The following is an 11,927-nucleotide window of genomic DNA, read 5'->3' on the forward strand; positions in this document are numbered from 1 at the left end:
CAGTACACCCGGGATCGCTGGCGGGCTTAACTTCCGGGGTCGAAACGAGACCGGGTGTGACCCCGCCGCTATGACCGCCGTACCGCTATTGACCTATCGGGATGGGTTTATAAAGATTACGGTCAAAGAAGGAGAAAAGATTATAGTCATCGCCGGAGAGGCTTTAGGGAGAGGTGATAATAATGGGACTCCTAGAGGACAAGGCCCTTGTCGAAGCTGCCCTTTTCGTTTCTGGTCGGCCGCTGAGCATTAAAGAGCTCTCCAGAGCCCTCGGGATAAGGTCGCTGGATTACCTCGAGAAGCTCATCGAGCTTATAGCAGCTGAATACGCTGAGAGAAAGAGCGCAATCGAAGTGGTTCGCGTTTTGGGCGATAAATACGTCATGCAGGTGAAGCAGGAGTATTCACAGAAGGTCGTCCACCTGATGCCAAGACCGGACTTAAGGACTGGCGAGCTGAAGACCCTGGCCCTTATAGCCTACCTCCAGCCTATAGAGCAGAGCAAGCTTGTTAAACTCCGCGGGAGTCAGGCCTACGAGCACATAAGGAAGCTCCTCGAGATGGGACTTATCTACGCCGAGCCCTATGAGAGGACAAAGCTTCTTGGAACGACCCCCAAATTCGCAGAGCTCTACGGCTTCCCAGAGAACGACCCCATGATGATCAAGGAAGCATTCAAGAAGGTGGTTCATGCCGAGTACAGCGACCTGATAGCAAAACTCGAAGGGAAAGAAGAAAAAGAAGAAATGCCTCAGGAAAGCGAAGAGTAATTTCTTGACCCCTCAGTTTACTTATTTCTGTTCTTGGGAGGAATACGGAAGCTTTTTCCGGAAACTCGGCCTCCGGAGAAAAGTTTAAATACCACCACCCTGTATTACCATTAAGGTGAGTGTTATGGTAGTGCTGACAAAGGAGCAGATCATCGAGATGATCGAGAGGCAGAAGGGCCTCTCGAGGAATGAAATTGAGGAGAGGATAGCGGAGATAGCATCCCGCGAGGGTATTTCCGAGCACGCGGCAGCTTTAATGCTCGCGGAGGAACTGGGCGTTAACCTGGAGGGCAAGGAGGAACTTCTCCACATAGCGGACCTTGTCCCCGGAATGGCCAACGTCAACATAGTCGCGAGGATACTGAGGAAGTACCCGCCGAGGGAGTACCAGAAGAGGGACGGCTCAACCGGCCAGGTTGCAAACGTGATAATCTACGACTCAACCGGAAAGACAAGGCTCGTTCTCTGGGACGCTCAGGTGGCAAAGTACTACAACGAGCTGAACCCGGGCGACATCATCAAGATCATCGATCCGAGCGTTAGAGAGGGAAGGAGCGGAGTTGAGCTCCACGCCAACTTCAGGACAAGGATAATACTCAATCCGGAAGACCCGCGTGTCGAGGAGATACCACCGCTGGAGGAAGTGAGAAGCTACAACTACAGAAGAACAAAGATAGGCGAGCTCATGGGCGGCGAGCGCTTTGTTGAGGTCAGGGGAACGATAGCGAGGCTTTACAGGGTTACCGTTTACGACGCCTGCCCTGAGTGCAGGAGGAAAGTTGATTACGAGCCGGCAACAGATACGTGGATATGCCCCGAGCACGGCGAGATCCAGCCGATAAAGATAACCATCATCGACTTTGGCCTCGACGACTCAACTGGTTACATAAGGACGACGCTCTTCGGCGACGATGCGGCCGAGCTTCTCGGAAAAGACCCAGAGGAGATAGCAGAAAAGCTCAGGGAGCTGGTGGAGGACGGACTGGCCCTCAAGGAAGCCGGCAGAAAGCTCGCGGAGGAGGAGTACTACTACCTGCTCGGAAGGGAAATAGTCGTCAGGGGCAACGTCGTGGACGACAAGTTCCTTGGGCTAATCCTCAAGGCCTTTGGCTGGGACGAGGTGGACTACAAGAGAGAGATAAGCCGCGTCAGGGCCGAGCTGAAGGAGGTCATTAAGGAGGTGCTGTGAATGGAGGAGGTCAGGTACAGGCGGCGCAAGCCCGCCGTCGAGAGGAAGATAGGCGAGATAAGGGAAGACGACACGAGAGTTGCGCTTATAGGCAAGGCTTTCAAGGTTGACAAGATGGACTACACCTTCTGGCTCGACGACGGAACCGGGGTCATACTCATCGAGAGCGAGGAGAACGTCCTCCCCCAGAACGGCCAGACCGTTAGGGTCGTCGGCAGGGTCATCAGGAACGAAGAAGGCATTCACATCTACGGCGAGGTTATACAGGACTTCAGCGAGGCAGATTTGGAGGCGCTGGAGGAGATTAGGGAGCTTGAGAGGAAGGTTCTCCCCAGGGTGGAGAGCGTCATCGAGTTCTTTGGAGGTGAGGAGCTATGAAAAAGCGTCTCCCAGCGAGCAGGGTCTACATCAAGGACATCATCGACGGCTACTACGTTAAGAGTGAAGGGGACTTCGAGCCCAACTACCTTATAACGAAGGACGCGAGAAAGGTCTACCGCGTCAAGGTCGTCGCCACCGTCGTTCGCGAGCCGGTTATAAGTGACGACGAGACCTATGGAAAGCTCCAGATCGACGACGGAACCGGAACCATATGGGTGCTCGGCTTTAGAGACGACACGAGGTTCATCAGGCTCGTCAAGAAGGGCGACCTCGTCCAGATAATTGGCAAGGTTGCCGAATGGCGCGATGACAAGCAGATACTTGTCGAGGGTATCTCCAAAGTCAATCCCAACATGTGGATACTCCACCGCTTTGAGACGCTGAAGGAGAAGGTCGAACACGCCAAGAAGGCTCAGATAGCATTCGAGATTTACGATAAGTACGGTATCACTGCGAAGGCCAAGGTTATAGCCAAGAATAAGGGCGTTAGCGAGGACCTACTGCTGACAATTGACGAGCTCTACACGATAATGCTCGAGCACAGGAACCTCGAGGAGGAGCTCTTCGAAGAGGAAGTTCCTGAAGTCGAGGAAAAGACTGAGGAGAACCCAGAGCTCGAAAAGGCTAAGAAGGTCGTCCTTGATCTGTTGAAGGAGAAGCAAAAGGCACTGTCCCACAAGTTCATCATCAAGAAGCTCTCGAAGGAGTTCAACGAGGAGCTCATCGAGGAGGCCATAACACAGCTTCTGGCCGAAGGAGAAATCTACGAACCGGAGATAGGCTACTACGAGCCGCTGTGAGCTCTTTCTCTTTTAATCCCCTCGAAAAATAGAAAAAGCAGAAGTCAATACTGCTCCCTCATCGTCCTTATGACAGGGTCGTGAATGAGAGTCGAGGTTATGCTGTCAACCATGCGGAAGAACTCGTCGCGGCCCTTGATGAGATCCATGTTCTCAATCCTTATCAGCTTGCATTTGCCTCCGAGTATCCACTTGCCAAGCACTATCTTCTCCTTTCCGTCTTTTTTCGCGTCTATTCTGACTAAACCATAGGGAATGTCAGCCGTCCACCAGTTGGCCTTAAACGTTATCCTCCAGCCAGCATCTTCAAGTGCCTCTACGAGCTTCTCCAGGGTCTTTCCCGGACCATGAGGGGTTTTGAATGTGATGACTGTCCAGAGCTCTTCCCCCTCAAGGCTTCTTATGAGCTCATCCTTAAACTCCATGATCTCACCTCCTCAAACTATCGCTGCTATAAGGAAAGCCATAACCGCCAGGAAAATGCTCATCTTGAGCAGCTTCTGTGATTTATGTGCAACCTCCCTGTCCTGGTTCCTCAGGATCAGGTAGGCCGCGTAGAGTATGAGTAAATCAACAGGGACCATCGCGTAGTAGCCGACGCCAACACTTGCCTTGACAGGAAGGAACGAAGCGATGACCGTCAGCAGCGCAAAGAGGACCCCAACGTAGGCCGCTCTCTTCTTCCCCCAGATTATGGGTAGTGTTTTAGCGCCTTTGGCCATATCGCCCTCCACATCCTCAATGTCCTTAATAACCTCTCTGGCAACGTTAACGAGAAAGGCACAGATCGCTAAATAGCCGGCCAGCCCGAGGTGTTCAACAGCGACCGCACCGTAGAGCGGAGTTGCACCGGTAAGGCCGGCAACGACAATGTTTCCGACGAACGGAAGGGGCTTGAGCTTCCAGGCGTAGATGAACATCGTGACATAGGCTATCACCCCAAGGATGAAGGCGTAGATGTTTATCATGTATGCCAGGGCAAGACCAACCGCAAAGAGGAGCATCGAGTAGTAGAGTGCAACCTTCCTGCCCATTGCCCCCCTTGGCAGGGGCCTTTCGGGGCGGTTGATTTTATCTATCTCATAGTCGAAGTAATCGTTTATCGTGTTTCCTCCGGCGCAGCCCACAGTGACCACTAAGAAGATAAGCAGAGCCGTTTTTGGGTCGGGGAAGTGACCAAGGGCCACTATCGAGCCCAGAAGGCCCACTATCCCGGCAAGGATACAGTTATGAGGCCGGGTTATCTCAATGAACGCCTTGAGTTCCATTAGGGCCACCTAATTCGATTAGGTTATTGACTTAAAAATCTTTGCTAGAGCTCCTCCCTTCTCAACAGGCCAAGCTCTTCGCCGCTTTCGAGCACCCTTATGCGCCCAAAACGAAGCTCGACTGCTCTTTCGAGTTCTTCTAAAGATATGGGCGTCAGGACCTGGGCATTCATCTCGCTGAAGTTTATCCACTTCAGTATCCCAATGCCGAGGCAGAGACCGTCTTTATCGATGAAACCAACCAGCAAGTTGCTCAGCTTTTCGAAGTCAACAGCGTGAATAACGAACTTGCTGTAGTGCCTTGGAACGCTCTCGATATCAGCCTTGACGACGGTGTAACGCTCGCTTTTCCAGCCAGACAGAACGAGCCACTTGAAGAGGGACGATAGAAGTTCCTTTTCCTCGGCCGTTAACGGTCTGCCTCTGAAGAGTTCCGTTCCGGTTGGAACGACATTATTCAAATCAACATTAATCAGACCAGCACTTGAGAAGTAAGCCCCCCACTTCTCCCGTCTTATTTCCCTGCGCTCCTCCCTCGAGTGTTCCCTCGCTCTGCCGCTCACTGAGAGGCTCAGGACTTCACCGTAGGGAGAGAGTAGCCGTTTTATGTGAGAGAGCTCGTTCTCCCTCTCAAGGAAAACTATCAGTTCAGGTCTCACGAGTTCGGCTTTGAGGCGCTTCATCTCTACGCCCGGACCGGTGACGAAGCCGGTAGTATCTACCAAAACGACATCCGCATCCTGAACGGCAATATCAACCAATCTCTTGACACCAACTGCCATCTCACCTGTATACTGGCTGGGAGAAGTGGTCCCAATGAAGTAGTGAGCACGAGCCTTTAAATTGCTGATCGAGTCAAAGGGACCTTCAGGGAAAGCTAAGCTCACCGTTGCTGGGGGGAGAACTCCCTTCTGGCCGACATCGCTGTCGATTATCGCAACTCTGAGACCCATTTCAATGAGACCGTTCGCAAGGAACGTCAGGAGGGTCGTCTTTCCGCTGTCGGTTCCGCCGATGAGCATTACCCTAATGGGTCTCTCTGACTGGGCTATCTTGTCAAGGAGTTCAAACCTGTCGGGGGGAACGTCCTCAGTATAGCCTGCTTTGTTCATGTGAGTTGATTAGAGCTGGGAATTAAAAAGCTAACTTTGAGAAAAACTTATAAGTGTGGTCGGGGGCTATCAGTGTGAAGGCCAGAAAAATTTGACATTGACCTTGAAAATAGTTGGTTTAATACAAGGTGCAAATGCTAACCTTGCAAAGGAGGTTTTAAAAATGGAAGAAAAACCCACTCTCACCCCAAGACAGATTAGGTTGCTCAGGAAGTTCTACGAGGAAGGAAAGACCATAGAGGTTCATACCGTTGAGAAGACCCAAGACGAGCTCGCCGAGGAACTCGGAATAACCAGACAGGCCTTAAGCAATCATCTCAAAGTTCTCAAGGAGCTTGGCTATATAAGAACCGGTAGGGGCTTTATCGACCTTACCAACAAGGCCCTCGACCTCCTCGGCGAGAAGAAGGGGGATGTTTTCGTCTTTGTGAGGATAGAGCCAACCAAGAGAAAGCACGTCTACGAACAGATAAAGAGGCTCAAGATAAAGAAGATATACCGCGTCACCGGCGACATCGACCTCATCATCGAGGCAGACAAGACCCGGCTCGACGAGATTCTCGAGGAAATAGCCTCACTCGACGGCGTCAAGGAGACCATTACCCACATCGTCCTTGAAGTCCTCTGAGGGCTTCCTGCCCTCCCTTAGCTTCTTCTCTATTAGCATTCTAAGCTCGTCGAGGTTCTTTCCGAACTTAGCTGAGATTGGCACGAAAATCTCGTTTATCTCGCTATAGGGAACTCCAAACTTCTCGGCGAGCCTCGTTATGGTCCCCTGGACGTTCTTCACCTTGTCTATCTTGTTCACCGCCACTATCGTCGGTATCTTCAGCTCCCGCAGGAACTGGAAGAACTCTACGTCTATCGGAATCTCACCGCGCTTCTCCCAGCGCTCTATTATCTCCAGCACACTCTTGCCATCTATGACGAGGATTGCTAGGTCTATCTCATCGGCGTTGTTCTCTATGAAGTGCACTATCTCATCTTTAATCTTCTCCTGCTTTTCCTTCGGCAGACCGCTCATAAAGCCGAAGCCAGGCATGTCGACGACCTTTCGGTTCCTCCAGCTAACCTCCACAGGCTTTCTCGTAACTCCTGGCCTCTTGCCCCTCCTGACCCACTTTCCAGTAAGACGGAAGATGAGCGTGCTTTTTCCAACGTTCGACCGTCCCACAAAGATTATCATGGCTCTCACCGAAGGGAGTTGAAGTTTTTTCACCTTATAAGGCTTGGCGGAAAAGTTAAGTAGGCCGAGCGATAAATAATCGCGGTGGTGTTTATGGTAGAGGGCAGTGAAGCTAAAGCCAACCAGCTCATCAACAAGTTTGTGATATCCCTCACGGAGGGAAAGATACTTGGGTTTGTGACGGACATCAACGTCGAGGTTGAGGGCGACCAGTTCTACTTCATCCTGAAGATGAAGCTCGTGGAGAACCTTGGAAAGGGTGAACACCCAGGAATGTTCTCCAACGAGAAGAAGATGAAAATAAGGCCAAGCGATATAGTCAACGTTGGTCCAGACGTTATAATCCTCGGAAACGGTAAGGTGCCCCCACTAAGAGAGATAGAGAGGCTCACCCAGATAGCCGAGGAGTACAACGCCCTGGTTAGGGAGCTCGAGACCAAGGAGAGGCTCATAGAAAAGCTCAAGGAGGAGAACTACTCACTTACCAAGCAGCTGGATGAGCTTCAGAGAGAGCTTAGAAAGCTCCATGTCATGAAAGAGGACTTCGAACACCTCAAAGAGCAACTGGTCAGACAGGAGGGCCAGCTCGAAATGGCCAAGGACTACATAAGGCTCCTCGAAGGTCTCAGGCACGACATAGACAAAATAAAGGACGATGTTGACAAGCTCATCCAGAGCCAGCTTGAAGAAATCGTCAGGACAATAATAAACGAAGAGCTGAACGCAAGGGGATTAAAGAAAACGAGCTTCATTTAGCCAAAGATCTGGGGCCCAAAGGCGTGGAGAAGTATCTCAAGGGCAACGAGTATCAGCGTGAGGGCTATAACGCCCCTTGGGCTTATCTTTACTGCCTTGGTGTCCTCATCAAAGAACCTCATGAGACCCGCACCGGTCGGGGGAAGTGTGGCCTTTTCCTTTGCCATCTCTCTCACCTCTTAAGATGGCTACCACCAGAGAGGTATAAAAAAGTTTTGATAGGGGAAACTTTTTAAAAGATAATCCACAGCCCATGGTGGATAAGGGGTTTCCCCAATGAATCCCGCTAATGACATAGGAGGTGGGAGGAAATGGCGACCTTTAAGCTTGTCATATCGAACCCGAAGAACGGGATAGCCAGGCAGGTCGAGATAAGCGGCGAAGAGGCAGAGAAGCTCATCGGAAAGAGGATCGGAGAGGAGATCTCCGCCAAGGAGCTTGGCCTCAACCTCACCGAGATATTCGGCGAGGAGATTCCAGCCGATACCAAGCTCAAGATAACCGGCGGAACCGACAAGGATGGCTTCCCCATGAGGCCCGATGTCCATGGTCCGAGGAGGGTCAAGATCCTCGTCTCTAGGGGGCCGGGTTTCAGGCCTAAGGAGAAGGGTGAGAGGAGGAAGAAGACCGTTAGGGGCAACACCATCAGCCCCGAGATCGTCCAGATCAACATGAAGCTCGTCTTCTGAGCTTCCTCCTTTCCCCAACTTACTGCTTTTCTGCTTGCCTTGGAGTATGTCCTTCGAGTTCTTCCCCTGAGGTAACCTTAATAAATGCCCAAACTCTCTAAATTTAGGGGTGAGAGAAGATGGCAAAGAAGAAGGAGTTTAGACAGGCCGAGGTTAACATCGGAATGGTTGGTCACGTTGATCACGGTAAAACGACACTCACGAAGGCCCTGACCGGAATCTGGACTGACACCCACAGCGAGGAGCTAAGGAGAGGAATCACCATCAAGATAGGCTTCGCCGATGCAGAGATAAGGAAGTGCCCGAGCTGCGGCAGATACTCAACTTCACCGATATGTCCTTACTGCGGCCATGAAACCGAATTTGAGAGGAGAGTCTCCTTCATCGATGCTCCCGGTCACGAGGCATTGATGACAACAATGCTCGCTGGAGCTTCCCTCATGGACGGTGCCGTTCTCGTCATAGCGGCCAACGAGGGTGTAATGCCCCAGACCAGGGAGCATCTCATGGCCCTTCAGATAGTCGGCAATAAGAACATCGTCATAGCCCTCAACAAGATCGAGCTTGTCGACAGGGAGAAAGTCATTGAGAGGTATCAGGAGATAAAGGAGTTCGTCAAAGGCACCGTCGCCGAGAACGCCCCAATAATTCCGATTTCAGCCCTGCATGGAGCCAACGTTGACGTTCTCTTAGCTGCAATAGAGGAGTTCATCCCAACACCTGAGCATGATCCGAACAAGCCGCCCAAGATGCTCGTTCTGAGGAGTTTTGACGTTAACAAGCCAGGAACCAAGCCGGAAAAGCTCGTCGGCGGAGTCATCGGCGGTTCGATAGTCCAGGGCAAGCTCAAAGTCGGCGACGAGATAGAGATCCGCCCGGGCGTTCCCTACGAGGAGCACGGCAGGATCAAGTACGAGCCGATAACCACCGAGATAGTGTCCCTTCAGGCAGGAGGAAGGTTCGTCGAGGAGGCATATCCAGGTGGGCTCGTCGGCGTCGGCACCAAGCTCGATCCGTACCTCACCAAGGGCGACCTCATGGCCGGAAACGTCGTAGGAAAACCTGGCCAGCTTCCGCCGGTGTGGGACGAGCTCAGGCTTGAGGTTCATCTCCTCGAGAGGGTTGTGGGAACCGAGGAGGAGCTCAAGGTCGAGCCGATCAAAAGGAGGGAAGTCCTGCTCCTCAACGTTGGAACGGCAAGAACGATGGGTCTCGTCACCGGACTCGGCAAGGACGAGATCGAGCTCAAGCTCCAGATACCCATCTGCGCCGAGGTCGGCGACAGGGTTGCCATCAGCAGGCAGGTCGGCAGCAGGTGGCGCCTCATAGGCTACGGCTTCATCAGGGAGTGACCCTCTCTTTTCTCATTTGGTGGTCTCCATGCACCGCGAATGGCTCGTTATTCCCGATACCAACTTTCTCCTCGTCCCGGGACAGTTCGGCGTCGACATAATATCCGAGCTGAACAGGGTTCTCGATGTGAAGTTCAGGATTGTAATTCCAAACGTTGTCCTTCAGGAACTGGACGTCATCGAAAGAAAGTCCCGCGGGAAGGACTTGATGGCCATCAGGATGGCGAAGAAGCTGGCTGAGAGGTTCGAGACCGTGGATATAGGCTGGTTTGGGGAGAGGCCAATAGACGACCAGATTTTTGACTTCGCCCTGAATAACGAGCGTGTTGTGGTCTGCACCAACGATAAGGGGCTGAAAAAGAGGCTCCGCGCGAAGGGCATTCCGGTCGTGTACCTCCGCTCCAAGAAGATTCTGGAGCTTGAAGGAATGCTGGAGTGAGCTATTTTCTGTCCAAGCCCAACAACCATTCAAAGAGTTCTTTTCGCCTGGGCGTTCAAAACCCTTAAAACTTCCTTTTCTCCATGCATTTGGGTGGGAAATATGTACACCGAAGAGGATCTTTTGAGAGAGATTAGGGAACTAATGGAGGACGACGAACTCTACCAGATGTACGAGAGGGCCTTCAGGGAACACATCTACTACTTCGAGACCACCAACTACATAGTCCTCAACGTCTACGGCTTCAACGACCACGGACCGATCCACGTTCTCCTCACAACGAGACGGGCCTTGGAGCTACTGAAAATTATCAAAAAGTTTGGAATTGAGACCACAGCGGAGAAGCTCGGCAAGCCTTTCCGCTGGAGCAAGTTCATCGTTGCTTTTGGAGCGCTCTTCCACGACGTCGGCAACATGATACACAGAATAAACCACTACGAGTTCAGTGCCCTGCTTACGGAGCCAATAATAGACAAGCTCGCCAGGGAGTTTGAAACGGATGATTGGCTTCTCCTCAAAGCGCTCACGCTGAACGCCATCTACACGCACGATGAGCACGTGCCGTGCACAACCATTGAGGGGAGCCTCGTCACCATAGCGGACGGCTGCGATATGGAAGCCGGAAGGAGCAGGCTCGTCCACAAGAAGGACCGCGTTGACATACACGCCGTCTCAGCCCTGGCAATAGAGAAGGTCGAAATAAGGGAAGGAAACGAGGAGCAGCCGATACTCATTGAGATATGGATGAAGCACCTCGCAGGAGTCTTCCAAGTGGACGAAATTCTCACCAAGAAGGTCAAAAGCTCAGTACTGAGCGGAAAGGTTAGGATAAGAATTTACGTCGGCGAAGAGATAATGGAGAAGGTTATTTAACCTTCCATCCCAACCTTCTCCATGCTTCGAGATGCCTACGTTGATCTCAAATATCTGCTCAACAGGGGCTACCGGAAAAGCTATGCATTAGAATTCGTTGCCAACCACTACAGGCTTACGAAAAAAGAGCGGCATCTTCTGGCCAGATGCGTCTTTTCTGATGGATGGATCAGGGAAGTTGAGGGAAAGCTCCTAAAACCCGAAGAACTTGTCGGGAAGGTTCTGGCGGTAGACGGTTTCAACGTCCTCATAACCCTCGAATCTCTCCTCGATGGGAAAGCAATACTCTGCGAGGACGGCTTGATAAGGGACCTGAAGTACCAAGGGAGGTATAGAATCAACGAGAGGACCGGTGATTTGCTTACTAAAATCGCGATGGCCCTGAAGGAACTGGGGATTAAGAAGACGGTCTTCTTTTACGGGAAGAACGTGCCGGGAAGCGGAGAGGTCAAGAGGCTGACCGAGGAGAAGCTGAAGGAATTTGATATTCCTGGGGAAGTAAAACTGGTTAAAAGCCCCGATTTTGAGCTCAAGGCCTTTGAGGTGGTTGCCACCGCGGATGTGGGGATAATCGTCAGAGTTCCCCACGTCTTTGACCTCGCTGGATACGTCGGCGAGAAGCTCGGAAAGGGAGCGAGGCCATTCGTTGAGTTTATGGGGAAAATGTGTTCAGAGGAGGTTTAACACTTAGATTTATTTTCTTCGAACAGTTACAGGCTCACTTGAAACTTTTGAAAACCTTTACTAACCACTTTACGCCGGAGAGGGACGCTGTGGACATCTGAATGAAGTATGGTAATCAGGAATTCGAGTTCTACAACCCCGAAGCGGTCGGCAACATGAGGGGGTAACTCCGTACCAGGAAGGAGACATCGATATGATCCCAAACATACCTAATCTGGAGATTATCCATATGAGCTGGTTCGGCTTCTGCAACTTCAGCTTCTGGGCTGTGCTGGAGGGTGAAAACCTCTACAAGACAGGATAGCTGGAGAATACCGGGCCGACAGTACAACTACGAGAGAGCCGGATGGAACGATTGCACTCGGAGGCAAAAAACTTCAAAATATCAACGGTCAGGTGGACGTACACTTTTGGCGACGTCACCGGAC

Annotated in this window: 16 protein-coding genes and 1 rRNA gene; 11 read left to right on the forward strand and 6 right to left on the reverse strand. The window is 51.7% G+C overall.

Translation table 11 applies throughout. From position 1 onward, the window contains the following. A 5S ribosomal RNA gene (gene rrf / locus E3E33_RS00005) occupies positions 1-82 on the reverse strand; the annotation flags it as partial. A gap of 100 nt (positions 83-182) precedes the next feature. Between rrf and scpB the strand changes: the two genes are divergently transcribed. The 4 genes from scpB (at position 183) to E3E33_RS00025 (ending at position 3,140) form a co-directional block, all read left to right on the forward strand. Continuing rightward, complete coding sequence (scpB, locus tag E3E33_RS00010) at positions 183-770, forward strand: SMC-Scp complex subunit ScpB (RefSeq protein WP_167711949.1); 588 nt, start codon at positions 183-185, stop codon at positions 768-770. A gap of 124 nt (positions 771-894) precedes the next feature. Next, positions 895-1,959 carry an OB-fold nucleic acid binding domain-containing protein gene (locus E3E33_RS00015; protein WP_167711948.1) on the forward strand — a complete coding sequence of 355 codons (1,065 nt, stop codon included), beginning with the start codon at positions 895-897 and terminating at the stop codon, positions 1,957-1,959. Next, on the forward strand, positions 1,960-2,337 hold the full coding sequence (locus tag E3E33_RS00020; protein ID WP_012572916.1) for a replication factor A complex, RPA14 subunit: 378 nt from the start codon (positions 1,960-1,962) through the stop codon (positions 2,335-2,337). It begins immediately after the preceding gene. After that, positions 2,334-3,140: an OB-fold nucleic acid binding domain-containing protein gene (locus tag E3E33_RS00025; protein ID WP_167711947.1), complete on the forward strand. Its 807-nt coding sequence runs from the start codon at positions 2,334-2,336 to the stop codon at positions 3,138-3,140. Before E3E33_RS00020 ends, E3E33_RS00025 begins: the two co-directional genes overlap by 4 nt. Positions 3,141-3,184: 44 nt before the next feature. On the opposite strand, the gene E3E33_RS00030 is transcribed toward E3E33_RS00025, so the two are convergent. Genes E3E33_RS00030 through E3E33_RS00040 form a run of 3 tightly spaced genes read right to left on the reverse strand, consistent with a single transcriptional unit; the run spans position 3,185 to position 5,520 of the window. Further along, on the reverse strand, positions 3,185-3,565 hold the full coding sequence (locus tag E3E33_RS00030; RefSeq protein ID WP_012572914.1) for a hypothetical protein: 381 nt from the start codon (positions 3,563-3,565) through the stop codon (positions 3,185-3,187). A 12-nt stretch (positions 3,566-3,577) separates the two neighbouring features. Continuing rightward, positions 3,578-4,408 carry a geranylgeranylglycerol-phosphate geranylgeranyltransferase gene (locus E3E33_RS00035; protein ID WP_012572913.1) on the reverse strand — a complete coding sequence of 277 codons (831 nt, stop codon included), beginning with the start codon at positions 4,406-4,408 and terminating at the stop codon, positions 3,578-3,580. A gap of 44 nt (positions 4,409-4,452) precedes the next feature. Beyond that, the gene (locus tag E3E33_RS00040; RefSeq protein WP_167711946.1) at positions 4,453-5,520 is read right to left on the reverse strand and encodes a Clp1/GlmU family protein; all 1,068 of its coding nucleotides are present in this window, start codon (positions 5,518-5,520) and stop codon (positions 4,453-4,455) included. A gap of 163 nt (positions 5,521-5,683) precedes the next feature. Here E3E33_RS00040 and E3E33_RS00045 point away from each other — a divergent pair, with 163 nt between their 5' ends. Then, entirely contained in the window at positions 5,684-6,148 is a 465-nt protein-coding gene (locus E3E33_RS00045) for an Lrp/AsnC family transcriptional regulator (protein ID WP_167711945.1), read from the forward strand. On the opposite strand, the gene engB is transcribed toward E3E33_RS00045, so the two are convergent. Further along, positions 6,095-6,706, reverse strand: coding sequence for a GTP-binding protein EngB (engB, locus tag E3E33_RS00050; protein WP_012572910.1), 612 nt, complete (start codon positions 6,704-6,706; stop codon positions 6,095-6,097). The genes E3E33_RS00045 and engB overlap by 54 nt on opposite strands. A 93-nt stretch (positions 6,707-6,799) precedes the next feature. On the opposite strand from engB, the gene E3E33_RS00055 reads away from it, so the two are divergent. Further along, positions 6,800-7,462 carry a hypothetical protein gene (locus E3E33_RS00055; protein ID WP_012572909.1) on the forward strand — a complete coding sequence of 221 codons (663 nt, stop codon included), beginning with the start codon at positions 6,800-6,802 and terminating at the stop codon, positions 7,460-7,462. On the opposite strand, the gene E3E33_RS00060 is transcribed toward E3E33_RS00055, so the two are convergent. Continuing rightward, a complete protein-coding gene (locus E3E33_RS00060) occupies positions 7,459-7,629 on the reverse strand; it encodes a preprotein translocase subunit Sec61beta (protein ID WP_012572908.1) in 171 nt (56 codons plus the stop codon). The two genes, E3E33_RS00055 and E3E33_RS00060, sit on opposite strands and share 4 nt — an antisense overlap. A 144-nt stretch (positions 7,630-7,773) precedes the next feature. On the opposite strand from E3E33_RS00060, the gene E3E33_RS00065 reads away from it, so the two are divergent. The 5 genes from E3E33_RS00065 (at position 7,774) to E3E33_RS00085 (ending at position 11,499) form a co-directional block, all read left to right on the forward strand. Continuing rightward, positions 7,774-8,151, forward strand: coding sequence for a 30S ribosomal protein S6e (locus E3E33_RS00065; protein ID WP_012572907.1), 378 nt, complete (start codon positions 7,774-7,776; stop codon positions 8,149-8,151). Positions 8,152-8,270: 119 nt separating this feature from the next. Beyond that, on the forward strand, positions 8,271-9,503 hold the full coding sequence (gene eif2g, locus E3E33_RS00070) for a translation initiation factor IF-2 subunit gamma (protein WP_012572906.1): 1,233 nt from the start codon (positions 8,271-8,273) through the stop codon (positions 9,501-9,503). 28 nt (positions 9,504-9,531) lie between these two features. Beyond that, complete coding sequence (locus E3E33_RS00075) at positions 9,532-9,942, forward strand: PIN domain-containing protein (RefSeq protein ID WP_012572905.1); 411 nt, start codon at positions 9,532-9,534, stop codon at positions 9,940-9,942. 102 nt (positions 9,943-10,044) lie between these two features. Further along, complete coding sequence (locus E3E33_RS00080; RefSeq protein WP_167711950.1) at positions 10,045-10,815, forward strand: HD domain-containing protein; 771 nt, start codon at positions 10,045-10,047, stop codon at positions 10,813-10,815. Positions 10,816-10,836: 21 nt separating this feature from the next. After that, the gene (locus E3E33_RS00085) at positions 10,837-11,499 is read left to right on the forward strand and encodes a DUF434 domain-containing protein (protein ID WP_167711944.1); all 663 of its coding nucleotides are present in this window, start codon (positions 10,837-10,839) and stop codon (positions 11,497-11,499) included. The last annotated feature ends 428 nt before the right edge of the window (positions 11,500-11,927 follow it).

The sequence above is a fragment of the Thermococcus sp. GR5 genome, from assembly GCF_012027535.1.
GTDB classification, from domain to species: domain Archaea; phylum Methanobacteriota_B; class Thermococci; order Thermococcales; family Thermococcaceae; genus Thermococcus; species Thermococcus onnurineus.

Excerpts from the sequence above, each read along its gene's own strand:
- scpB (WP_167711949.1), top strand. The coding sequence starts at position 183 with ATGGGACTCCTAGAGGACAAGGCCCTTGTCGAAGCTGCCCTTTTCGTT.
- E3E33_RS00015 (WP_167711948.1), top strand. The coding sequence starts at position 895 with ATGGTAGTGCTGACAAAGGAGCAGATCATCGAGATGATCGAGAGGCAG.
- E3E33_RS00020 (WP_012572916.1), top strand. The coding sequence starts at position 1,960 with ATGGAGGAGGTCAGGTACAGGCGGCGCAAGCCCGCCGTCGAGAGGAAG.
- E3E33_RS00025 (WP_167711947.1), top strand. The coding sequence starts at position 2,334 with ATGAAAAAGCGTCTCCCAGCGAGCAGGGTCTACATCAAGGACATCATC.
- E3E33_RS00030 (WP_012572914.1), bottom strand. The coding sequence starts at position 3,565 with ATGGAGTTTAAGGATGAGCTCATAAGAAGCCTTGAGGGGGAAGAGCTC.
- E3E33_RS00035 (WP_012572913.1), bottom strand. The coding sequence starts at position 4,408 with ATGGAACTCAAGGCGTTCATTGAGATAACCCGGCCTCATAACTGTATC.
- E3E33_RS00040 (WP_167711946.1), bottom strand. The coding sequence starts at position 5,520 with ATGAACAAAGCAGGCTATACTGAGGACGTTCCCCCCGACAGGTTTGAA.
- E3E33_RS00045 (WP_167711945.1), top strand. The coding sequence starts at position 5,684 with ATGGAAGAAAAACCCACTCTCACCCCAAGACAGATTAGGTTGCTCAGG.
- engB (WP_012572910.1), bottom strand. The coding sequence starts at position 6,706 with ATGATAATCTTTGTGGGACGGTCGAACGTTGGAAAAAGCACGCTCATC.
- E3E33_RS00055 (WP_012572909.1), top strand. The coding sequence starts at position 6,800 with ATGGTAGAGGGCAGTGAAGCTAAAGCCAACCAGCTCATCAACAAGTTT.
- E3E33_RS00060 (WP_012572908.1), bottom strand. The coding sequence starts at position 7,629 with ATGGCAAAGGAAAAGGCCACACTTCCCCCGACCGGTGCGGGTCTCATG.
- E3E33_RS00065 (WP_012572907.1), top strand. The coding sequence starts at position 7,774 with ATGGCGACCTTTAAGCTTGTCATATCGAACCCGAAGAACGGGATAGCC.
- eif2g (WP_012572906.1), top strand. The coding sequence starts at position 8,271 with ATGGCAAAGAAGAAGGAGTTTAGACAGGCCGAGGTTAACATCGGAATG.
- E3E33_RS00075 (WP_012572905.1), top strand. The coding sequence starts at position 9,532 with ATGCACCGCGAATGGCTCGTTATTCCCGATACCAACTTTCTCCTCGTC.
- E3E33_RS00080 (WP_167711950.1), top strand. The coding sequence starts at position 10,045 with ATGTACACCGAAGAGGATCTTTTGAGAGAGATTAGGGAACTAATGGAG.
- E3E33_RS00085 (WP_167711944.1), top strand. The coding sequence starts at position 10,837 with ATGCTTCGAGATGCCTACGTTGATCTCAAATATCTGCTCAACAGGGGC.